Here is a 20716-nt window from a genome sequence, read left to right as displayed (position 1 = left end):
ACTCAGCTTTTCGCCAGGGCGTAGGTCGGCTCCAGCCGGGAGCGCAGGAAATCCGCGCCGGTGATCGGCGCGTATTTGGCCGGCCGATCCGGAGCGATACAGGTCGGCAAGCACGCCACGATCGCATCCGGATTGGGATCGAGAAAGAACGCCACCGAATAGCGATCTGAACCCGGCGGGCTCACCACCTTGTGCGGCGTCGAAACGTAGACGTCGTTCGACCATCGCATCAGGCAATCGCCGATGTTACAGACGAATGTGTCGGGGATTACGGGCGCGTCGAGCCAGCGGCCGGAGCGGTCCTGCACCATCAGCCCGCCGACCGCGTCGGTCGCCAGCAGCGTGACATTGCCATAGTCGGTATGAACGCCGGCGCCGAGTTGCCCGTCCGACGGCGGCCGTGTCACCGGCGGATAGTGCAGCAGGCGCAAGGTTGCGATCGGCTTGTCGAGCCTTGACTCGAAAAAGTCGGGCGCGAGCCCGAGGTCCAGCGCAAATCCGCGATGCAGATCGCGTCCGAGCCGCCAGACGCGGTTGAAATAATCGAGCATCGTCTCGCGAAAGCCTGGGATATCCGGCCACACATTGGCATCCCGAAACGGCGCGCGGGCCAGCAGTTCCGGGTCGTCGGCAGCGAGTTCAAGGCCGATATTGAAGGCTTCTTTGACGTCGGCCGGCTTGCCCGGATCGAGTGCCTCGCCGCCGAGCGTGATGTAGCCGCGGTTGCCGCCGGGACCGCTGAACGATGCGGCCTGCCGGATCGATGCCGGCCCACTGAAGAAAGCTGCCGAGCTCTCGAACACCCGCGCCCTCAAAGCCGGGGGAATGCCATGCCCCGTGATGTAGAAGAACCCGACATCGCGACAGGCATTCCCCAACGCCTTGGCGACATCCTGCGCCTGGGCCGGCGAGCCGTTGATCAAGGGCGCGACGTCGATCACGGGAATGTTGCTCATGAGTAATATCTCCCGGTGTTTTATCGTTGGCCACGAAGCAAAATCCGTGCCCGACGCGCTATTACGCCGTTATTCCGGGGCGCGCGTAGCGCAAGCCCGGAATCCATACTCACGATCGTGGTTATGGATTCCCCGATGTGCAATTGCACATCTGAGGCCTGCGCCAAGTGGCGCATCCCGGAATGACAATTCAAACCTGCGGCGCGGCGAGATTTTCGATCTTGACGCCGTCGCGGTCTTCGATGATCTCGGCGATCCAGCGCCGGTGGCAGTGCTGATGATCGCGCTCATAGCAGAGAATGCAGACCGGGCCGGATTTCTTGACCAGCGCCGACAACTCGTCGAGTTCTTCCCTGGCCTGTGCCGTCTTCAGATGCCTGGTGTAGATCTTCTCCAGCACGTCGTATTTGCCGGTGCGCGCGGCCTCGCGGCCTTCCTTGGGCGTACCTAATCCGCGCAGATGCAGGTAGGCGATGCCGCGCTCATCGAGTCCGGCGGCAAGCTGGGTCTTGGAGAATCCAGGTCGGCGCGAGGAGGCGACGGCGCGAACATCGACCAATAGTTTCACGCCGGCCTGCGCGAGTTCATCGAGCACGGCCTTGGCCGGTGTCTGTTCATAGCCGATGGTGAAGAGCTTTTTGGCTTTGGCCATCGCTCGCCCGGTTACTTCACGCGTTCGATCAGTTCCATCGCACCGGCGGGTGCACGCACTTTGCCTTCATGGATCACATAGGCGAACACATCGCGGGGCGTTTTTTTCGAGCTGGTGGAATCCACGCGCGGCAGATCATCCGGCTCGCCGCCATCGGCCCATAGCTGCAACCGCTTCGCCCAGGCATCGAGCTGCTTCAGCGGATAGCAGGTCTTGATCTCGTCATTGCCCTTTTGCAGCCGCGCATACACAAAGTCGCCGACGACGTCGGCGATGGCAGGATACTTGCCGTGCTCGGCGAACACGACAGGCGTTTCGAATTTGCGCAGCAGCGCGATGAAATCCGGCGCGCAGAAACTGTCATGGCGCACCTCGACCACATGGCGCAGCGCGCGCCCGTCCAGCTTGCGCGGCAGCAATTCGAGGAATTTGCCAAAGTCGGCCTCGTCGAATTTCTTGGTCGGCGCGAATTGCCAGAGCACCGGCCCCAGCCGGTCGCCGAGTTCAAGCACGCCGGAATCGTAAAACCGTTTGACGGAATCGCCGGCTTCCGCGAGCACCCGGCGGTTGGTGGCAAAGCGGGGTCCCTTCAACGAGAACACAAAACCATCGGGAACCTCGCGCGCCCATTTGCGAAAGCTTTCAGGCTTCTGCGAGCCGTAATATGTGCCGTTGATCTCGATCGAGGTCAGTTTCGACGCCGCATATTCCAGTTCCTTCGCCTGCGTCAGCTTTTCCGGATAAAACACCCCGCGCCACGGCGCGAAGGTCCAGCCGCCGATGCCGATATAGATATGGCCTGATTTCTTCGAGGTGGATTTCGGGGGCTTGCTCACCGGCGGCTCGCGTCAAAGAGGAAAGGGGTTTGCGCAAGCGCAGCCTAATCAAATCAATTGTGATTGGCCAGTTCGCCGGATCGATGCGGCCGCCCTTTAGCTGCAGCGGCCTTTCAGGGTAGTATCGCAAAAAGGAGAAAAACATGCGAGCGCTTGTTGCAGCAGCGATAGCCTCGGCCTTTGCGATGGTCACGTCATTCGCGATAGCTGACGAACTCGAAAGAGCGCAGAAGCAAACCCTGGAGGGACGGGATGCCTATTGGAACTGCCTCGCCGAGGAATATACGCGCGACAGCAACAAAACCCTGTCAGGCCAGGATTTCACCTCCCTGATTGCCAATGCATGTTCTTCCGAACGGCAGCATTTCCGAGTTTCGCTGTTGGATTATCTGTCGCAGCAATTTCCCGATGTCGATGCGTCAGCGCATATGACGACGGCCAATAATGCCATCGCGGTCGCACAGAAGGACATCGTGACGGCCTTCGTCGGGCGCAGCAGATCGGCGGCGCCGAAATAGTGGCGGCCCACGTCTCTGGATCACGCCTTCGAATCAGTCCTTGGGAAAATCCTTGCGCATCGCGATTTCGGCGGCATCGCCCGGCGACAGCACCTTCTGGTCGAAGGCCGGCTGGAGCTCGGTGACGATGTCGTACAGGGAAATGCCCTTTAAGGGCTTGGCCAGCAATTCACGGATGCAGTCGGCGAGGGTACCGTTGTAAACCAGATAGGGCTGGCTTTTGCCATTGAGCCGATGGCCGTTGAGCGAGGGCCATTTCTTGAGGTCGGCGGGAGCGTCGTAGACGATGGGGGAATGCTCTTTGAACATGCGTCAGCCCTCGGCGCGCTTTATTCGCCCCCGAATCTAGTCCGGCTCCGTAAACACATGTTAAACGGCGGCCTGTTGCGGCCCCCCGGGGGGTCGAAATCGGCCCCCTTGCAAACGGCCCGATCGTTCCTATTTAGTTCCCAACGGCGACGTTGATGCTTGATAGCACCGGCGCTGGAACGACCACTGGATAGCTCGGCTGCGCCGGATGTACGCGCACCCTCTGTTCCGTGGTCGTTGGCATTTTTGGGCCCGTTCCGGCTCCTGTTCACCGCTGTTTTGAGGCCTTTGGCTTGGCATCGCCGGAGCCTGCGGATATACGCTGCGGCATGAATGACGCCATTTCCCCGGGGGCCTTGAACCCGCTGCAGGTCGCTGGTTCGCCTCAGCTTTCGGTCATTGTTCCGACCTTCAACGAGCGCGACAATGTGACCACGCTGTTCCGGCGGCTGGAAGCAGCGCTCGCGGGTGTCGCCTTTGAAGTCATCTTTGTCGACGACAATTCCCCTGATGGAACTTGGCAGGTGGTGCGGACGCTGGCGCGCGGGGATTCCCGGGTCCGCTGTATCAGGCGGATCGGGCGCCGCGGCCTGTCCGGCGCCTGCATTGAGGGTATCCTGGCCTCGAGCGCGCCCTGCGCCGCGGTCATCGATGCCGACCTGCAGCATGACGAGACCCAGCTCCCGGTGATGCTGAAGCTGCTGCAAAGCGGGGAGGCCGAACTCGTGGTCGGCAGCCGCTATATCGAAGGCGGCAGCGCCGACAGCTTCAACAAGCAGCGCGCCGGCGCCAGCGCGCTGGCGACCGAAGTCGCCAAGCGCGTGCTGCGGGTCAAGATCGCCGATCCCATGAGCGGCTTCTTCATGATCAAGCGCGATCGCTTCGAGCAATTGGCGCCGCAGCTCTCGACGCAGGGTTTCAAGATCCTGCTCGATGTCGTCGCCACCGCGCATGGCGATCTCAAGGTCAAGGAAATTCCTTATACGTTCGGCTCGCGGCTGCATGGCGAGAGTAAGCTCGATTCCATGGTGGCGCTGGATTTCTTAGGCCTGGTACTGGCGAAGCTGACCCATGACGTGGTGTCGCTGCGGTTTCTGCTGTTTGCGATGGTCGGATCGATCGGCCTGTTCGTGCATTTTGCGGCCTTGTTCGTGGCGCTGGAAGTTTTCGCACTGCCGTTTCCGGAGGCGCAGGCCTGCGGCGCGCTGCTGGCGATGACCAGCAATTTCATCCTGAACAATTTTCTTACCTATCGCGATCAGCGCCTGAAGGGTTTTGCGATCCTGCGCGGTCTGTTGCTGTTCTATCTCGTCTGCAGCGTCGGCCTACTCGCCAATGTCGGCGTGGCGTTCTCGGTGTACGATCAGGAGCCGATCTGGTGGCTGGCGGGAGCGGCCGGTGCCTTGATGGGCGTGGTCTGGAATTACGCGATGTCCGGACTGTTCGTCTGGCGCAAGCGATGAAGCGGTTATGAACCCGACTGACGCGCGGCTCGTCCGCAACACCGCGCTCACGGTGTTGGCGCTGGTGGCGCTGCGGCTGGTCGGCGCGACCTGGACGCCGCTGACCTTCGACGAAGCCTATTACTGGACATGGTCGAAACATCTGGCGTTCGGCTATTACGATCATCCGCCCGCCGTCGCGCTCGTGATCCGTCTCGGCACCATGATCGCCGGCGATACCGAACTCGGCGTGCGGCTGGGGTCGATATTGCTGGCGCTGCCGATGAGCTATGCGGTGTACCGCGCCGCGGTCATTTTGTTCGGCGGCCAGCGTGTCGCAGCAACCGCGACCATTCTGCTCAATGTCACCATGATGGCGGCGGTCGGCACCCTGATCGTGACGCCGGATTCGCCGCTGCTGGTGGCCTCGAGTTTCATTGTGCTGTGTCTTGCAAAAGTGCTGGAGACCGGGCGCGGCGCCTGGTGGCTCGCGGTCGGCGCGGCGGTCGGCGCGGCGTTATTGTCGAAATACACCGCGCTGTTTTTCGGCCCGGCGATCCTGATCTGGCTGATCAGTGTTCCGAAGCTGCGGCGCTGGCTGATTTCGCCCTGGCCTTATCTTGGCGGCCTCGTTTCACTCCTGATATTTTCTCCGGTCATTCTGTGGAACGCGGATCATCATTGGGTTTCCTTTATCAAGCAGCTCGGCCGGTCGCGGGTCGAGGATTTCAAGCCGGTGTTCCTCGCCGAATTGGTCCCGACGCAGATCGTGTTCGCTACGCCGCTGGTATTCATTCTGGGCGTGATGGGGCTTTATGCGCTGTTCAAGCGCGGTGGCGGGGCCTCGGCCGCGCGCGGGCTGATCAACGCGATCTTCTGGACCGTCGTTCTGTATTTCACGTTGCATGCGCTGCATGCCCGGGTCGAAGCCAATTGGTTCGCGCCGGTGTATCCGGCCTTCGCGATTGCCGCCGCGGTAGCCGCCAATCTGACGCGATGGGATAGACACCAGCAGCGCGTTGTCGACTTTTGCCTGCGCTGGGCCGCGCCCACCGGCATCCTGATGTTCGCGCTGTTGATCGTACAGGCCAATACCGGCGCGCTCACAGGCTATCGCCGCGACGCCACCGTGCGCAGTGTCGGCGTCGGCTGGAGCGAACTCGCTTCCGCGATCGAGACGGTTCGTGCGCATACCGGCGCGACCTGCGTGCTGGCGCCGGATTACGGCACCACCGGCTGGCTTGCCTTCTATCTGCCGAAAGGCACCTGCGTGGCGCAGATCACGCAGCGGATCCGCTGGGTCAACATGCCCGAGCCGGATGCGGCGCAATTGTCCGGCAAATTGTTATATGTCGACGAGGCGCGGCCGGGTGGTCAGCCCTATCTGCCGTCGTCCCTCAAGGATTCATTCACGCGGATCGAGCGGGTTGCCGAATTGTCGCGCAAGCGGGGTCCGCTTATCATCGAAAACTATGCGCTCGATCTGCTCGAAGGCGCCAAGGGCGATGTGTTCGACCGCTCTCCGCCGCCGGAATTGGCGCCTTAAGCTATACCTGCGCGCTGCGTCTAGGCGGCCGGCTGTGCCGCTGGGGTTACTTGGACGTCCGAGAGCGTCTTGTCGCTCTGATGGATGGCGAGCATGTTGATCCCGGCATCGATGACCTCGTAGCCGTGCGCCTTCAACCACGCTCGTAGTTTTTCGGCATCCGTCTTGATCTTCTCGATCAGCATGATCGGATGGCTTTGCGTGATGGAGCGCTTGGCGCCCTCCAGCGCTTCCAGTTCCATTCCTTCGACATCGATCTTGATGAAATCGACGCGCGGCAGGTTGAATTCGTCGAGCGTCAATTTCCTGACATTGACGGTGTTCTCATAATCGATCGGCTGGCCGATGAATTCGTTGCCGTTGCGCTGGCGCAGCTCGAGGCTGCCGAAGCTGGAGGGAACGAAATAATTGGGATTGGGAATTTTCATCACGCCGCTTTCGGACGACACCGCACCATGCACCGCAATGGCGTTAAAACAGTTGTTGATCGCGATATTGCCGGCGAGGGCATAGTAGACGCGCTCCTGGGCTTCGATCGAGACAACGGATCCCCAACCCGTCATCGCCGCCGCCCACTCGACGGTATGGACGCCGATATTGGCGCCGCAATCGAACGCAACCACACCGTCGCCGTAATGCTTGCGGCGAAGGGCCAGGAGGTCAACCGCAAGCTTGACTTCCGAGGGGTCGAACGACGCTGTTTCCAGGATCTGATAGCCGACGCCGTAGCCGCTGTTCTGATCGACCATCCGGTAGTCAAACCGGTTGACGATCATGGTTCCGTGATTGGATGAAGCCAGTACGAACGCCAGCCTGCGCCCCACGCTTTGCATCGTTGTCTCCTGAAGCCCCGAAAACGCGGCGTCCATCCGCAGCGTGCTTGAACGCCATACGAATCGCCTGGCACGAGCTTACTAAGACTTCGCAGGGGCGGCCATCTCGGGGTCTTCTTATTGCCGAGCTGTCCTCTTATTAACGGGCAAGTTCAGCTTAACGGGAAAGTTCAGCCGCGACCTGCACGCGCTGACCAAGGATGGCGAGGATGCTACAATCAGGCATTTTCGGGGCGCTAGATGGGTGGCCCGATCCGCAAATGTGCGGGCAAAGCCCTGTATTTCCGTATCAAATTGGGACGATCCGACAACTTCCCGCACTTAATCCGCATTTAACTAAAACTCGCCTTAATGACGCTCCGCGCCTCTGCGAGAGGATTGGCCGAAAGAGTTTCGGGTGATCATCGTACGCAGGTTGGCGTTCGAACATGCCGGCGTATTGCGCATGATCGGATGCTGACTGCAGGGGGATATGGTGGAAGCAGTCTGGATGCAGGGCGGATGAGTACCAGTACAGTTGCGTGTTACAGTTTCGCGGCCAACAAACCCAGAAGCTCAGCCCGGAAAGTCAGCTTCCGAAGTTTCTTCGGCAGTGCTGCGGTCGCCAGCCTCGTGCTGGGCTGCGGCTGGACCGTCTACGCCAATATCTTTGCGGCCAGCCCCTTTCCGCAGCTCGGCAGCACTCATTTCGATGCACCGGTGATCCGGCGGCCACAGGTCGTTGCCGCCGTGAGTACGCCGCCAGAGAGCGTTACACGTATCGCCGAGACCAGGCCGCAGCCGGTCATTGCCGCCCCCGCAACGGTTTCGGCCGCCCCCTCGCTCTCATTCATGGATCGCTTCGCCGCAGCGGCGCCGCAGAGCGTGGAGCCGGCGGCGCAGCCTGAAGCGCCGAAGCTGGCCGAAGCATCGCCATTGGCTCCCGCGCCGAAGCTCGCGGAAGTCATCAAGCCGGTTCTCCCGGCGCCCAAATTGGCAGAAGCGCCCAAGCCGGCCGCCGCGCCAAAACTGGCGGAAGTGCCAAAACCGAAGGAAGCTGCGCCGCCGCCGGTTCAGGTTGCCGCGATTGCTCCCCCGCCGCCGCGCGCCGTCGAGCCCGCACCGGCGAAGACGGGCAACTCCATCCGTGACATGGCGCAGCGCGCCAAGGCGGCCGTGATGTCGCTCGCTTCGAACGAGCGGCAGACCATGGTCGAAAAACTCTGGGGCACGCCGAAGCCGCAGCAGCCACATGGTGGATCGCTGCTGTCGTTTGCGTCAGCCGATGCCAGCGCGACCGGCAGCCTCGGTCCGGCACAGAACCCGGCGCTGCAAGGCAGTACGCCGCGCTACGATCAATCGACCGCAGTCTACGATATTTCCGCGCATATGGTCTATCTGCCCGATGGCAGCAAGCTCGAGGCGCATTCGGGCCTCGGCAGCCAGCTCGACGATCCGCGCTCGGCCAACATCCGGATGCGTGGCGTGACGCCGCCGCATATGTATGACCTGACCCCGCGCGAAGCGCTGTTCCACGGCGTGGCGGCGTTGCGTCTCAATCCGGTCGGCGGCGAGGAGACGATCTACGGCCGCTCCGGCCTGCTCGCACACACCTTCATGCTCGGCCCCAACGGCGATTCCAACGGCTGCGTCTCGTTCCGCGATTACAACGCCTTCCTGAACGCCTATCGCAACCAGGGTATCAAGCGGCTCGCCGTGGTGGCGCGGATCGATTGAGGGGCGGGATTAAGTCTCGTTTTGATCGCCATGCGTCGCAAGCTATCGTTTGTCATTCCGGGGCGATGCGTAGCATCGAGCCCGGAATCCATAACCACGATCGTTCGCGATGGCCTTCTACGTCTATCTCCTTGCCAGCAAGAAACATGGCACGCTTTACCTCGGTGTAACGAACGACATCGTTCGGCGCGTGCATGAACATCGGACGAAGGCGATATCAGGCTTTACGAAACGCTATGACGTGGACAAGCTTGTCTGGTTCGAAATCTACGACGACGCCATAACCGCTATCGCTCGCGAAAAAGAACTCAAGAAATGGCGGCGTGACTGGAAGATTCGTTTGATTGAAGGACAGAATCCCGGATGGGTTGACCTCTATCCAGGTATTGCGAGCTGATCAGCAATTATTCGTCATTCCGGGGCGATGCGAAGCATCGAGCCCGGAATCCATAACCACGATCGTGAGTATGGATTCCGGGCTCGCGCCAAGCGGCGCGCCCCGGAATGACGAGCAGGGATCGTTGCAAACAAAAACCCCGGCATCGCTGCCGGGGTTTTGCATTCTTGAAACTGCCTGAACGGCTGGATTAGAAATCCATGCCGCCCATGCCGCCGCCCGGGGGCATGCCGCCGCCGGCCGGAGCGTTCTTCTTCGGCAGTTCGGCCACCATGGCTTCGGTGGTGATCAGCAGGCCCGCAACCGAGGCTGCGTTCTGGATCGCCGCACGAACGACCTTGGTCGGGTCGATGATGCCCTTCTTGACGAGATCGCCGTATTCGCCGGTCTGCGAGTCGAAGCCGTACGCATACGTCTTGTTCTCGAGGATCTTGCCGACGATGACGGAGCCGTCTTCGCCTGCGTTGATCGCGATCTGGCGGGCCGGGGAGGAGAGTGCCTTGCGCACGATTTCGACGCCGGTCTTCTGGTCGTCGTTCTTGGTGCGCAGGCCCTTGAGCTGCTCGGAAGCACGCAGCAGGGCGACGCCGCCGCCCGGTACGATGCCTTCTTCAACCGCCGCGCGGGTCGCATGCATCGCGTCATCAACGCGATCCTTGCGCTCCTTCACTTCGACTTCGGTCGCGCCTCCGACGCGGATCACCGCGACGCCGCCTGCGAGCTTGGCCAGACGCTCCTGAAGCTTTTCACGGTCGTAGTCCGAGGTGGTTTCCTCGATCTGTGCCTTGATCTGCGCCACGCGGGCTTCGATGTCGGCCTTCTTGCCGGCGCCGTTGACGATCGTGGTGTTCTCCTTGTCGATCATCACCTTCTTGGCGCGACCGAGCATGGCGAGCGTCACGTTCTCCATCTTGATGCCGAGGTCTTCCGAGATCGCCTGACCACCGGTCAGAACCGCGATGTCCTGCAGCATGGCCTTGCGGCGATCGCCGAAGCCCGGAGCCTTCACGGCGGCAACCTTGAGGCCGCCACGCAGACGGTTGACGACGAGGGTGGCGAGAGCTTCGCCTTCGACGTCTTCCGCGACGATGACCAGCGGCTTGCCGGTCTGCACCACGGCTTCGAGCAGCGGCAGCAGTTCGTTGAGGTTGGAGAGCTTCTTCTCGTTGATCAGGATGTAGGCATCGTCGAATTCGACGCGCATCTTGTCGGCGTTGGTGACGAAGTAGGGCGAGATGTAGCCGCGGTCGAACTGCATGCCTTCGACGACGTCGAGTTCGGTTTCGAGCGACTTGGCTTCTTCAACCGTGATGACGCCCTCGTTGCCGACCTTCTTCATCGCGTCGGAGAGGAACTTGCCGATTTCGGCGTCGCCATTGGCGGAGATGGTGCCGACCTGGGCGATTTCGTCGTTCGAGGTGACCTTCTTGGAGTTCTTGACGAGGTCGGCGACGACGGCTTCCACCGCCATGTCGATACCGCGCTTCAGATCCATCGGGTTCATGCCGGCGGCAACCGACTTGGCGCCTTCACGCACGATCGCCGCGGCCAGAACGGTCGCGGTGGTGGTGCCGTCGCCGGCCGCGTCGGCCGACTTGGAAGCGACTTCGCGCACCATCTGGGCGCCCATGTTCTCGAACTTGTCGTCAAGTTCGATTTCCTTGGCGACGGTGACGCCGTCCTTGGTGATGCGGGGAGCGCCGAACGACTTGTCGAGCACGACGTTGCGGCCCTTGGGGCCGAGCGTCACCTTGACGGCGTTGGCGAGAATGTCGACGCCGCGCAGCATACGATCGCGGGCATCAACGCCGAATTTGACTTCTTTAGCTGACATAGATTTCTCCGTTTGAAATTTTGATCCTCATCCTGAGGAGCCCGCTCTCGGCGGGCGTCTCGAAGGATGAGAGGGCTAGAGCTTGCAGCCTCATCCTTCGAGATGCCGGCTGCGCCGGCTCCTCAGGAGGAGGGAACGGGCTTGGCGCTTACGCCGCCTTCTTCTTGGTCGCGGGAACGTCGGTGAGGACGCCCATGATGTCGCTCTCTTTCATGATCAGCAGTTCCTGGCCGTCGAGCTTGACCTCGGTGCCCGACCACTTGCCGAACAGGACGCGGTCGCCGACCTTGAGGTCGATCGGGATCAGCTTGCCGGCTTCGTCGCGGCCACCCGGGCCGACGGCGGTGATTTCGCCCTGCGAGGGCTTTTCCTTGGCACTGTCCGGAATGATGATGCCGCCAGCTGTCTTCTCTTCGGCGTCGATGCGCTTGACCACAACGCGGTCGTGAAGCGGACGGAATTTCATGCAGTCCTCCTAAGCTTTTGAAGATGTTGTCGAGTTTTTGGAAATTAGCAGTCCCCGCCAGCGAGTGCCAGCGCGACCAAGGTGGACATAGGCCAGACTTGAATGGGGGACAAGGGCCTGTAGCAGAAAAATTGGCACTCGAATATGACGCCTGCCAGATTCATTCGGCATCGTTAATGCTGACGTTCGAGCGCGGTTCGCGCTGTTAGCAGATGCGGTAAGTCGCTGCCAGCGCTGGAAATATCAACAGACCGTCAAACTTTTAGGCTTGTGATGGGTTGGTATCGTGCGTCACATTTCTCTCATGTGAGCGCATCTCCGCCGGGTGGCTCCCGGTTGGCGGCCACTTCGGAAAATGCGCTCCAGCAATGGAGGTTGGCATGGTCTCGCGGGTTGGGGTTTCCGACGATTTCCGGAAACAGGTGCTGGGTTATGGGCTGACGACGGCGCAAATTCTTTATCGCATGCCGGATCATCCCTCGCTGCTGCAAACCTACGTCTGGCAAAATTACGATCTGTTTCCGAATTTTCCGGCGCTGAAGGATTTCCTCTCTTTCTGGCAGCAGAAGCTCGAGGGACCCCTGTTCGCGGTCACCGTCGCCCATTCCAAGCTGATCAAGCCCGCCGAGCTTCGCGCCATCGACGGCGTGTTCCGGCTGCATTGAGCGACAGAGGTCAGTAGGGTGGGCAAAGGCGCGCTTGCGCCGTGCCCACCATGATCGACCGTTGACGTAACTGGTGGGCACGCTTCGCTTTGCCCACCCTACGGCGCACCACTGCACCCGATTCTATGCTACCCTTTCCCGATAACAGAAAGGGAGATCCACAATGGCCAAGAAGAAGCCGACCTCACGGGCCGCCAGCCGCACCACTGCGCAAAAGAAATCAACGCGCAAGGCGAGCAAGCCTGCGAGCAAAACCGCTGCAAAACCTTCAGCCCGCAAAAAACTGAAATCGAAGGCGCGCGCCGCGCCCGCTGCCAAACGCGCCCGTCCGAAACAGCGCATCGCGATCAGCCATTACCGCGACGAGGATTTCAAAGCCGATGGTCTGCGCGCCTATGCGCATTACCGCGATCTCGGCGTGGCCGCGGCCAGCCAGGGCGTCGCGCAAGCCCATGTGATCCGGCTGATTGGTCCCTGCAATCCGGCCGAGGTTTCAAAATTGCATTTCCATGATGTCGAATTCCAGATGGTCTATGTGCTCAAGGGCTGGGTCAAAACCTATCTGGAAGGGCAGGGCGAGACCCTGATGCAAACGGGTAGCGCCTGGACCCAGCCGCCCCGCGTCAAGCACCTGATTCTGGATTATTCGGACGACGTCGAATTGCTCGAAGTGATCCTGCCCGCGGAGTTCAAGACGGTCGAACTCGCGACATGATGCGCGCACGCCTCATCATGTGCCCGACGCGCAGCTCCACTTTCTGCAATCAGGTCTGGGCGGCGTAGCGATTGTGAGGCGCGACTACCGCGAAGATATCGATTGGCTGCGCGCCATCGCCGTGCTGGCGGTGGTCGCGTTTCATTTCGAAACGCCCGCGGTGTTCGGCGGCTTTGTCGGCGTCGACATCTTTTTTGTGATCTCGGGCTATCTGATCACGGGGATCATCCAGTCGGAATTGGAGGCCGGCAATTTTTCCTTTGCACGGTTCTACGAACGCCGGGTGCGCCGCTTGCTCCCCGCGCTCTATGCGATGGTGGCGCTGACCGCGATTCCGTCGTTCCATTATCTCCTGACCTCGGAGCGTCAGGAATTCTTCCGCTCGATCGCCGCGGTCGTGACCTTCACCTCGAATTTCTTCTTCTGGTTCCAGACCGGCTATTTCGATCATGCTGCGGTGGAGAAACCGCTGCTGCACACCTGGTCGCTTGCGGTCGAGGAACAGTTTTATCTGGCGCTGCCGCTGTTGCTGTGGGCGCGCGCGACGCGCGGCGGGCGCATCGCGTTGCCGGTTTTGCTGGGTGCGCTGGCGCTGGCGTCGTTCGTGCTGAGCATCTGGCTGATGAAGTCGGACAGTTCCGCCAATGCCTTCTTCATGAGCCCGCCGCGCGCCTGGGAATTCCTGATCGGCGGCCTGATCGCAACTCCTGGCTTGCCGGTGCTGCGCAACGCGCGAGCGCAGCAAATCGTCCGCGGTATCGCGCTGGTGGTGATCGCGATACCGATATTCTCGCTGCGGCAGGGGCCGGGCTTTCCCGGTTTCAATGCGCTGGCGCCCTGCATCGGCGCGGCGGTGTTTCTCTGGAGCGGCATCGGCGTGCGGACCCGGGCGCGAAGTCCTTATTCGCCGCTGACCATCGTAAAGTTCTTCGGGCAGATTTCCTATTCGCTGTATCTGTGGCACTGGCCGCTGTTTACGTTTACGCGCTTTTCGAAAAGCAGCCTGGTGCTGGATGCCAGCGACAAGGTGATGCTGTTCGTGTTGACGGTCCTGATCTCGTATCTGTCGTGGCGATTTGTCGAACAGCCGTTCCGCCAGAAATCTCTGGCGCCAACGCGTGGCGCCGCGTTCCGTATCGCAGGCCTTGCGACGGCGTTGCTGCTGGCCGGTAGCATCGGCGGAATTGTCGCGAGCGGCGCGCCGTCGGATGCCGATCGCGTCGCGCTGCAACTGGAATCCTACAACAATTATAACCAACGGCCGCTGTATCGCGACGGCGTTTGCTTTTTCTCCGACAGTGGAGTGTTCGGCGCGGATTGCCTTGGGCTCGCGCCGGGCAAAACCAACATCATGTTGTGGGGCGACAGCCTGGCCGCGCATTATTTCTACGGGCTTGGCAAAGTCACCGACCCACAGGCCGTGAATATCCTGCAGGCGACGCAAGCGGCGTGCATGCCGACGCTTAATGCGGCCGCTCAGGGCAAGGTTCCCTGTCGCGATTTTGCGACGCAGATGGAAGCCTTCTTTGCCGATCACAGGCCTGATCGCGTGATCCTCTCCGCCGACTGGCTCGAATATGCCCGCCCACCGCGGTTCGACGGCATGATCGCCGACCTTCGCCAGACCATCGCCAGACTTAACGCCGCCGGCATTGCGGTCGATCTGCTCGGCCCGGCCGTGCAGTTTCGCGCGAGACTGCCGTCGATGCTGATGCGCGCCCGTCTGCGGAACACCGATGCCCATCCGGACGATTTCGTCTTGCCAGATATTTTCGCGCTCGACCGGATGATGAAAGCTGCGCTGCCGCCGCACGAGAAATTCTCCTACATCTCGATCGTTGATGCGGTCTGCCCGGCGCGGCAATGCCCGCTCACGATCGACGGCGGCATTCCCCTGGCGTGGGACCACGCCCATCTCACCGCGGAGGGATCGATGTATGTAATGGACAAAATTGTGCCGTTGCTGGGGATGAAGTAGCTCAACTCATCACTCCCACGATCGCGCCCATCAGGCAGGTGGTCAGCGTGCCCGAGATGATCGATTTCAATCCGAGCGAATTGATCTCGTCGCGGCGTTCCGGCGCCATGGTGCCGAGGCCCCCGATCATGATGCCGAGGCTGCCGAAATTGGCGAAGCCGCACATCGCATAGAGCATGATCAGCCGCGAGCGCGGATCGAGCGCGTCGGGTCCAAGCTTCGAGAGATCGACATAGGCGATCAATTCGTTGAGCACGGTCTTGGTGCCCATCAGGCTGCCCGCGGTGATCGCCTGCGGCCATGGCAGGCCCATCAGCCAGCACACCGGCGCCATGATGGTGCCCAGCATCCGCTGCAGCGAGATATCAGCGCCGCCGATGGCCGGCAACAGCCCGAGGATCGCGTTGGCGAGCGCCACCAGCGCCACCAGCACGATCAGCATCGCCACAATATTGAGCAACAGTTCGAGCCCGGCCGTGGTGCCTTTGACGATCGCGTCCATGGTGGAGGATGCGTGCATGTCGGGATCGATCAACGCGCCGCCGGTGCGCTTGTTCGCGGTTTCCGGCACCATGATCAGGCTGATCAGGATTGCTGCGGGCGCGCCCAGCACCGAGGCGATAACAAAGTGCGCCGCGGCATCCGGGATCAGCGGCGCCAGCAAGGTCGCGTAAAGCACCAGCACGGTGCCGGCGATTCCTGCCATGCCGCCGGTCATCACCAGGAACAATTCGCTACGCGTCAATTGCGACAGATATGGCCGGATGAACAGCGGCGCCTCGACCATGCCGAGAAAGATATTGGCGGCGGTGGACAGCCCGACCGCGCCGCCGACTCCGAGCGTGCGTTCCAGCAGCCACGCCATGCCGCGGACGATCGGCGGCAGCACGCGCCAATAGAACAACAGCGTGGTCAGCACGCTCATGACCAGCACGACCGGCAGCGCCTGGAACGCCAGGATGAAATCCGCGCCGGGCGCCTTGAGATCGAACGGCAGCGCGCCGCCGCCGAGATAGCCGAACACGAACGAAGTCCCGGCGCGTGAAGCCGATGCGATCGCGCTGACGGCATCGTTGATGGCGCCGTACGCATGCGCCACGAAAGGCAATTTGATCAGCGCCACGGCGGTGATCAGGGTGGCGGCGAGACCAATCATTGCCTGCCTCAGCGAGACCGCGCGGCGGTTTTCCCCACACGCCCAGGCGATCGCCAGCAACACCAACACGCCGAACGCCGATTGCAATTGAAGCATGATTCCCCCAAAGCCCGCGCAATTATGAACGACGCGCGATCTTCTGCGCAATGCGTAATCCACCTGTGCAGCTACCGGCGTTGACAACGGCGCAGGCGGCACGGCATCACAGGGGACAAGGCGAGGGTGACGGCGCACGATGGGGAGCAGAGAAACCGGTTGACGATGTCGTCCCCACTGCCTGCGGGTTCCGGCGCGCTGCTCCAGCATAGATCGTTTCTGCTGTTTATGCTGTCGCGCAGTTTCTCGCGTTTCTCCAGCCAGATTGCCTCGGTCGCGGTCGGCTGGCAGATCTACGATCTGACCGGCAGCGCCTTCGCGCTCGGCATGGTCGGACTGGTTCAGTTTCTGCCGACGCTGCTTCTGGTGTTCGTGGCCGGCGATACCGCCGATCGCTACGAGCGCAAGCGCGTCGCGCAGGTCTGTCTGTTCGTCGAAGCGCTGACGGCGCTGTTTCTGGCGTGGGGCGCCTATTCGGGTTCGCTCACGGTGGTGCAAATCTTCATCGCGATGGCGGTGCTAGGCACCGCCGGGGCGTTCGAAAGCCCGACCATCGCCGCGATGCTGCCGCTGATCGCGCCCGAAGGCTCGTTGCAGCGCGCAACCGCGATCTCGAGCGGCGCGGCGCAGCTCGCGACCATCACCGGTCCCGCGCTCGGCGGCTTGGCCTACGCCATTGCGCCAAGTGTGCCCTACGCCATCATGGGCGTGTTCTGGCTGTTTGGCATGGTGGCGATGGGCGCGATCGAGACCAGGAAACCGCCGGTGGTGCGGGACGCGACGACGCCGGCGGACCTGTTTGCCGGGGTCAGGTTTGTGCGCAACAACCCGTCCATCCTGGGCACGATCTCGCTCGACCTGTTCGCGGTGCTGCTCGGCGGCGCGACGGCGCTGCTTCCGATCTATGCGCGCGATATCCTGCAGACCGGCCCGCTCGGCCTCGGCATTTTGCGCGCGGCGCCGGCGGTCGGCGCGCTGCTGATGACCGCGGTGCTGGCGCGCTACACCATCAACCGCCATGTCGGCATGCGGATGTTTCAATCCGTCATCGTGTTCGGTGTCGCGACCGTGGTGTTCGCGGTGTCGCAGTGGATGTGGCTCTCGGTTCTGGCGCTGGCGATCTTGGGCGCGGCCGATACGGTCAGCGTGGTCATTCGTTTTTCGCTGGTGCAACTTTCGACGCCGGACGAGATGCGCGGCCGGGTCGGGGCGGTGAATTTCCTGTTCATCAACGCCTCCAACCAGCTCGGCCAGTTCGAAAGCGGCGTCACCGCCGCTTTGTTCGGTGCGATGCCCGCCGCCGCGCTCGGCGGCATCGGCACAGTCGCGATCGCGCTGTTGTGGATGAAGCTGTTCCCGGCGCTGCGCGATGTGCAGCGGCTGGAGTAGGGGGTAAGTTCCGTCATTGCGAGGAGCGTAGCGACGAAGCAATCCACACTTCCTTGTTGCACGATGGATTGCTTCGCTGCGCTCGCAATGACGTTGATAAATCAGCCCCGTCCAACGAACGGCATCTTGCTGGCCATGACCGTCATGAACAGCACGTTGGCGTCGAGCGGCAGGCCGGCCATGTAGGCGACGGCGTCACCGACCGCCTTTGAGTCCATCCGCGGCTCCGGAATCTTGCGGCCATCGGGCTGCAACACGCCTTCGACCATGCGATCGGTCATCGGCGTTGCGGCATTGCCGATGTCGATCTGCCCCACCGCGATGTCGTAACCACGGCCATCGAGATTGGTCGCCTTGGTCAGACCCGTGATCGCGTGCTTGGTGGACGTATAGGCCGAGGAATACGGACGCGGCGCATGCGCGGAGATCGAGCCGTTGTTGATGATGCGGCCGCCGCGCGGGGTCTGGTCCTTCATGATGCGGAACGCGTGCTGGGTGCAGAGGAACGGCCCGGTGAGGTTGGTCGCGACCACCGCCTGCCACTGTGCGAGGCTCAGATCCTCGAAATTCACCGGCGGCGCGCCCATGCCGGCATTGTTGAACAGCACGTCGAGCCGGCCATAGGTGTCCATCACCTTGGCGAACAACGCCGCGATCGATCCAGGATCGGTCATGTCGGAGGGCACCGGGAGGCTCTTGCCGGCGGGGCCGAGCTTGGCGGTCTCTTCCAGTTTGTCCAGCCGCCGCCCGGCCAATACGACCGTGAAGCCGGCATTCATCAGCGCCAGCGATGCCGCGCGTCCTACGCCGGTGCCGGCGCCGGTAACCACCGCGATCTTGTTCTTTGCTTCGGTCATGTGCTTCCTGCCTTTTTCAAGTTTTTGGTGTTTTAAGTTTTTGCTGTTTCGGTCTTGTAGGGCGGTCGTGGAATATTCTGATGCGCCGCCCGCAGCGCCGCCGACCAGCGCGAGCGCAGGTCGTGAAAATACGGCTCGCCGGCTTCGATGCGGTGATTGAGATCGGCGTCGCAAACGTCTGATCGTACCACCAGCACATCGATCGGCAGGCCGACGCCGAGATTGGAGCGCATTGTCGAATCCATCGAGATCAGGCTGGTCTTGAGCGCTTCATAGAGTTCGACATCGTAATGCATCGCACGGTCGAGCACCGGCTTGCCGTATTTGTGCTCGCCGATCTGCAGATAGGGCGTGTCGGTGGTGCATTCGATGAAATTGCCGGCCGGGTAGACCATGAACAGCCGCATCCGCGAGCCCTTGATCTGGCCCCCAAACAGAAACGACACGTCGAAATTGATGTCCTCGGACTGCAGCGCGGTGCCTTCGGTGGCGTGGACCGCGCGGATCGCCTTGCCGATGCGCTGCGCCGCCTGGAACATGGTAGGCGCGTTCAGCAGCGTCTCAACGTCGCCAGTGTGGGGATCTTCCAGCCCCTCGGTGAGCGTCGACAGCACCGACTGGCTGATCGCCAGATTGCCGGCGCTCGCAATCGCCATGACGCGCTCGCCGGGCTTTGAGAAGATATGCAGTTTGCGAAAGGTCGAGACATTGTCGAGGCCGGCATTGGTGCGGGTATCCGCAATCATGACCAGCCCGTCCCGCACCAGCACTCCGCAGCAATAGGTCATTCCCGGTCCCTGAATTCTTTGCGATCATCAGCGTGAAACTAGTAGCCAATTTAAGGGGAGGCGTCCAACCCGATTCAGGCACCCGCCTTCGCGGGTGATGACGATTGGGGGAGGCGCCGTCATTCCGGGATGGTCCGAAGGACCAGACCCGGAATCTCGAGATTCCGGGTTCGATGCTCCGCATCGCCCCGGAATGACGACAGACGTGCGTCCGCGATCTCGCGGCGCATTTCTCCCGAGTTATGATCAAAAATTTCCGCCCTCTCTTCAGAGGGCGCAGGGAATGCCGGGCGCCCGATGCGCCCGCTGCCGCGTGTGCGAAGGTCAAAAGCAAAAAAGCACACGCGTTAGTCAGGTCACACCGGAATCGCCCGGCATTCCCCACGCAATGGTTTTAACGATTTCCTTCGCGCTCTCCCCGGTGACCGGGCTCTTTTGCCACCGTCGCCCCTGAGAAGCTTGCTTCTCAAGAACTTGACACCAGCGTCGGGGTGTCAGGACCACACGACTTCGCCGTCCGCTTCACGCACCGTTCGTTATCGGCGCTTCCGCGTCCACCGCATCCCATCCCGCGTCCGTGACGATCGCGAACCGCCCCTCATGTGGGACGGGATGGCTGCGAGTATACCAATGATTTGCAATTTCGGAAAATCAGAATATTTTTGAGCGAGGGGCTGGACTTTGATTTACGAGGCGTGTGGTTGATTTGCCCGTCGGGTAAATCAGACTGTCATCATCGGGCTTGACCCGGCAATCCATCTTCTTCGAAAAAGTTGCTGCGAAGATAGATGGATTGCCGGGTCAAGCCCGGCAATGACGAGTTCTCATAGGCATGGCAATAATGTGATAGCCGCTCATCGAGCGCAGCGCGCCACACGCCGCTACCGACGTAATTTGCTGTCACGACGAGTTGTGCCCCCGATCTTCTCTGGAATTTTTCTAACGTGCTTCAAAGCGCGGCTTGTTGATTTGCATCGATCGCGCGCGATGCCATTTAGGCGCCATGGGAATTCTCACCGACGATCCGGATTGGGCGCCTGACCTTTACGAGGCGCGGGTGCTGGCCATGGCGTTTCTGCGCCGCTATGGCCGCGCGCAACTTGTCGGCGCACCATGGCAATGCTGGGAGGCCGATAAAGACGGCTTGGTCGTCACGCTTTATGCAAAGCGCAGCCCAATCCTGCTGACCATCGACGCGCCTGACGAATCGACGGAATTGTTTGGACGAGTTGTGACCCTCGAATATGACAGATCCAATGCATGGCGGATCACGGTCGATGTCTATCACCCCGGCCACTGGCAACAGCGGTTGAAGAAACTGGTGCATCCACGTCCCTGGATGGAACGCTGGCGTGCGCTCATTACTTTCACCGGAAAATTGCCGCAGCGTCCGCCGCCGTCAGCTCGCATCTGGTATCGCGGAGCGGACCGGCGAAGCTGACGATGTGCGACCGCAGGTTGTGCGATGTCCCGTTCTGGTTAAAAAACGGCCGGACCCACGCTTTCGTGGCCGGTTTGGGCATCCCCAAACAAGCCCGTTTACCTTCCAAACAGGTAAAAACACCCA

General features: G+C 61.5%; 20 protein-coding genes. 10 read left to right on the top strand and 10 right to left on the bottom strand.

From position 1 onward, the window contains the following. Positions 1-2: 2 nt before the first annotated feature. The 3 genes from HB676_RS14115 to HB676_RS14105 form a co-directional block, all read right to left on the bottom strand. Positions 3-956, bottom strand: a complete 954-nt coding sequence (locus HB676_RS14115) for a 2-oxoglutarate and iron-dependent oxygenase domain-containing protein (RefSeq protein WP_213738422.1) — start codon at positions 954-956, stop codon at positions 3-5. Between the two features lie 190 nt (positions 957-1146). Continuing rightward, complete coding sequence (locus tag HB676_RS14110; RefSeq protein WP_213738421.1) at positions 1147-1608, bottom strand: DUF488 domain-containing protein; 462 nt, start codon at positions 1606-1608, stop codon at positions 1147-1149. Between the two features lie 11 nt (positions 1609-1619). Next, positions 1620-2444, bottom strand: coding sequence for a DUF72 domain-containing protein (locus HB676_RS14105; protein ID WP_213738420.1), 825 nt, complete (start codon positions 2442-2444; stop codon positions 1620-1622). 143 nt (positions 2445-2587) lie between these two features. Between HB676_RS14105 and HB676_RS14100 the strand changes: the two genes are divergently transcribed. Continuing rightward, positions 2588-2962 (top strand): hypothetical protein, encoded by a 375-nt coding sequence (locus HB676_RS14100; RefSeq protein WP_213738419.1) that lies wholly within the window; start codon positions 2588-2590, stop codon positions 2960-2962. A 33-nt stretch (positions 2963-2995) separates the two neighbouring features. Here the strand turns inward: HB676_RS14100 and HB676_RS14095 are convergent, their stop codons facing one another. Next, positions 2996-3271, bottom strand: a complete 276-nt coding sequence (locus HB676_RS14095) for a hypothetical protein (protein WP_213738418.1) — start codon at positions 3269-3271, stop codon at positions 2996-2998. A gap of 329 nt (positions 3272-3600) precedes the next feature. Between HB676_RS14095 and HB676_RS14090 the strand changes: the two genes are divergently transcribed. Next, the gene (locus HB676_RS14090) at positions 3601-4734 is read left to right on the top strand and encodes a glycosyltransferase family 2 protein (RefSeq protein ID WP_213738417.1); all 1134 of its coding nucleotides are present in this window, start codon (positions 3601-3603) and stop codon (positions 4732-4734) included. 7 nt (positions 4735-4741) lie between these two features. Then, the gene (locus HB676_RS14085; protein ID WP_213738416.1) at positions 4742-6259 is read left to right on the top strand and encodes a glycosyltransferase family 39 protein; all 1518 of its coding nucleotides are present in this window, start codon (positions 4742-4744) and stop codon (positions 6257-6259) included. 20 nt (positions 6260-6279) lie between these two features. Here HB676_RS14085 and HB676_RS14080 read toward each other — a convergent pair whose 3' ends face one another. Then, positions 6280-7092, bottom strand: coding sequence for an FkbM family methyltransferase (locus tag HB676_RS14080; RefSeq protein ID WP_213738415.1), 813 nt, complete (start codon positions 7090-7092; stop codon positions 6280-6282). 501 nt (positions 7093-7593) lie between these two features. Here HB676_RS14080 and HB676_RS14075 point away from each other — a divergent pair. Then, positions 7594-8808: a DUF2778 domain-containing protein gene (locus HB676_RS14075; RefSeq protein WP_213738414.1), complete on the top strand. Its 1215-nt coding sequence runs from the start codon at positions 7594-7596 to the stop codon at positions 8806-8808. A gap of 109 nt (positions 8809-8917) precedes the next feature. Beyond that, a complete protein-coding gene (locus HB676_RS14070) occupies positions 8918-9205 on the top strand; it encodes a GIY-YIG nuclease family protein (protein WP_213738413.1) in 288 nt (95 codons plus the stop codon). 190 nt (positions 9206-9395) lie between these two features. Here HB676_RS14070 and groL read toward each other — a convergent pair whose 3' ends face one another. Together groL and HB676_RS14060 are read right to left on the bottom strand one after the other, a co-directional pair. Then, the gene (groL, locus tag HB676_RS14065; protein WP_213738412.1) at positions 9396-11039 is read right to left on the bottom strand and encodes a chaperonin GroEL; all 1644 of its coding nucleotides are present in this window, start codon (positions 11037-11039) and stop codon (positions 9396-9398) included. Positions 11040-11187: 148 nt separating this feature from the next. Then, the gene (locus HB676_RS14060) at positions 11188-11505 is read right to left on the bottom strand and encodes a co-chaperone GroES (RefSeq protein WP_027539690.1); all 318 of its coding nucleotides are present in this window, start codon (positions 11503-11505) and stop codon (positions 11188-11190) included. Between the two features lie 380 nt (positions 11506-11885). Between HB676_RS14060 and HB676_RS14055 the strand changes: the two genes are divergently transcribed. The 3 genes from HB676_RS14055 (at position 11886) to HB676_RS14045 (ending at position 14863) form a co-directional block, all read left to right on the top strand. Beyond that, positions 11886-12170, top strand: a complete 285-nt coding sequence (locus tag HB676_RS14055; RefSeq protein WP_213738411.1) for an usg protein — start codon at positions 11886-11888, stop codon at positions 12168-12170. Positions 12171-12333: 163 nt separating this feature from the next. After that, the gene (locus HB676_RS14050) at positions 12334-12885 is read left to right on the top strand and encodes a cupin domain-containing protein (RefSeq protein WP_213738410.1); all 552 of its coding nucleotides are present in this window, start codon (positions 12334-12336) and stop codon (positions 12883-12885) included. A 73-nt stretch (positions 12886-12958) separates the two neighbouring features. Then, positions 12959-14863, top strand: coding sequence for an acyltransferase family protein (locus tag HB676_RS14045; protein ID WP_213738409.1), 1905 nt, complete (start codon positions 12959-12961; stop codon positions 14861-14863). A 1-nt stretch (position 14864) separates the two neighbouring features. Here the strand turns inward: HB676_RS14045 and HB676_RS14040 are convergent, their stop codons facing one another. Continuing rightward, the gene (locus HB676_RS14040) at positions 14865-16115 is read right to left on the bottom strand and encodes a nucleoside transporter C-terminal domain-containing protein (RefSeq protein ID WP_213738408.1); all 1251 of its coding nucleotides are present in this window, start codon (positions 16113-16115) and stop codon (positions 14865-14867) included. Positions 16116-16280: 165 nt separating this feature from the next. On the opposite strand from HB676_RS14040, the gene HB676_RS14035 reads away from it, so the two are divergent. Beyond that, the gene (locus HB676_RS14035) at positions 16281-17504 is read left to right on the top strand and encodes an MFS transporter (protein ID WP_213738407.1); all 1224 of its coding nucleotides are present in this window, start codon (positions 16281-16283) and stop codon (positions 17502-17504) included. Between the two features lie 101 nt (positions 17505-17605). On the opposite strand, the gene HB676_RS14030 is transcribed toward HB676_RS14035, so the two are convergent. Both HB676_RS14030 and HB676_RS14025 read right to left on the bottom strand, forming a co-directional pair. Beyond that, positions 17606-18361, bottom strand: coding sequence for an SDR family oxidoreductase (locus tag HB676_RS14030; RefSeq protein ID WP_213738406.1), 756 nt, complete (start codon positions 18359-18361; stop codon positions 17606-17608). Between the two features lie 32 nt (positions 18362-18393). Next, positions 18394-19149 (bottom strand): proteasome-type protease, encoded by a 756-nt coding sequence (locus tag HB676_RS14025; RefSeq protein ID WP_213738405.1) that lies wholly within the window; start codon positions 19147-19149, stop codon positions 18394-18396. Positions 19150-20152: 1003 nt separating this feature from the next. On the opposite strand from HB676_RS14025, the gene HB676_RS14020 reads away from it, so the two are divergent. After that, positions 20153-20590 carry a hypothetical protein gene (locus HB676_RS14020; RefSeq protein ID WP_213738404.1) on the top strand — a complete coding sequence of 146 codons (438 nt, stop codon included), beginning with the start codon at positions 20153-20155 and terminating at the stop codon, positions 20588-20590. Positions 20591-20716: the final 126 nt, after the last annotated feature.

The organism is Bradyrhizobium sp. dw_411, assembly GCF_018449695.1.
In the GTDB taxonomy this organism is placed as follows: Bacteria; Pseudomonadota; Alphaproteobacteria; order Rhizobiales; family Xanthobacteraceae; genus Bradyrhizobium.
This window is presented reverse-complemented; position numbering and strand designations above follow the sequence as displayed.

What these genes read in the sequence shown, in the direction of transcription:
- HB676_RS14115 (WP_213738422.1), bottom strand. Translation starts at nt 956, where the DNA reads ATGAGCAACATTCCCGTGATCGACGTCGCGCCCTTGATCAACGGCTCG.
- HB676_RS14110 (WP_213738421.1), bottom strand. Translation starts at nt 1,608, where the DNA reads ATGGCCAAAGCCAAAAAGCTCTTCACCATCGGCTATGAACAGACACCG.
- HB676_RS14100 (WP_213738419.1), top strand. Translation starts at nt 2,588, where the DNA reads ATGCGAGCGCTTGTTGCAGCAGCGATAGCCTCGGCCTTTGCGATGGTC.
- HB676_RS14095 (WP_213738418.1), bottom strand. Translation starts at nt 3,271, where the DNA reads ATGTTCAAAGAGCATTCCCCCATCGTCTACGACGCTCCCGCCGACCTC.
- HB676_RS14090 (WP_213738417.1), top strand. Translation starts at nt 3,601, where the DNA reads ATGAATGACGCCATTTCCCCGGGGGCCTTGAACCCGCTGCAGGTCGCT.
- HB676_RS14085 (WP_213738416.1), top strand. Translation starts at nt 4,742, where the DNA reads ATGAACCCGACTGACGCGCGGCTCGTCCGCAACACCGCGCTCACGGTG.
- HB676_RS14080 (WP_213738415.1), bottom strand. Translation starts at nt 7,092, where the DNA reads ATGCAAAGCGTGGGGCGCAGGCTGGCGTTCGTACTGGCTTCATCCAAT.
- HB676_RS14075 (WP_213738414.1), top strand. Translation starts at nt 7,594, where the DNA reads ATGAGTACCAGTACAGTTGCGTGTTACAGTTTCGCGGCCAACAAACCC.
- HB676_RS14070 (WP_213738413.1), top strand. Translation starts at nt 8,918, where the DNA reads ATGGCCTTCTACGTCTATCTCCTTGCCAGCAAGAAACATGGCACGCTT.
- groL (WP_213738412.1), bottom strand. Translation starts at nt 11,039, where the DNA reads ATGTCAGCTAAAGAAGTCAAATTCGGCGTTGATGCCCGCGATCGTATG.
- HB676_RS14060 (WP_027539690.1), bottom strand. Translation starts at nt 11,505, where the DNA reads ATGAAATTCCGTCCGCTTCACGACCGCGTTGTGGTCAAGCGCATCGAC.
- HB676_RS14055 (WP_213738411.1), top strand. Translation starts at nt 11,886, where the DNA reads ATGGTCTCGCGGGTTGGGGTTTCCGACGATTTCCGGAAACAGGTGCTG.
- HB676_RS14050 (WP_213738410.1), top strand. Translation starts at nt 12,334, where the DNA reads ATGGCCAAGAAGAAGCCGACCTCACGGGCCGCCAGCCGCACCACTGCG.
- HB676_RS14040 (WP_213738408.1), bottom strand. Translation starts at nt 16,115, where the DNA reads ATGCTTCAATTGCAATCGGCGTTCGGCGTGTTGGTGTTGCTGGCGATC.
- HB676_RS14035 (WP_213738407.1), top strand. Translation starts at nt 16,281, where the DNA reads ATGTCGTCCCCACTGCCTGCGGGTTCCGGCGCGCTGCTCCAGCATAGA.
- HB676_RS14030 (WP_213738406.1), bottom strand. Translation starts at nt 18,361, where the DNA reads ATGACCGAAGCAAAGAACAAGATCGCGGTGGTTACCGGCGCCGGCACC.
- HB676_RS14025 (WP_213738405.1), bottom strand. Translation starts at nt 19,149, where the DNA reads ATGACCTATTGCTGCGGAGTGCTGGTGCGGGACGGGCTGGTCATGATT.
- HB676_RS14020 (WP_213738404.1), top strand. Translation starts at nt 20,153, where the DNA reads ATGGGAATTCTCACCGACGATCCGGATTGGGCGCCTGACCTTTACGAG.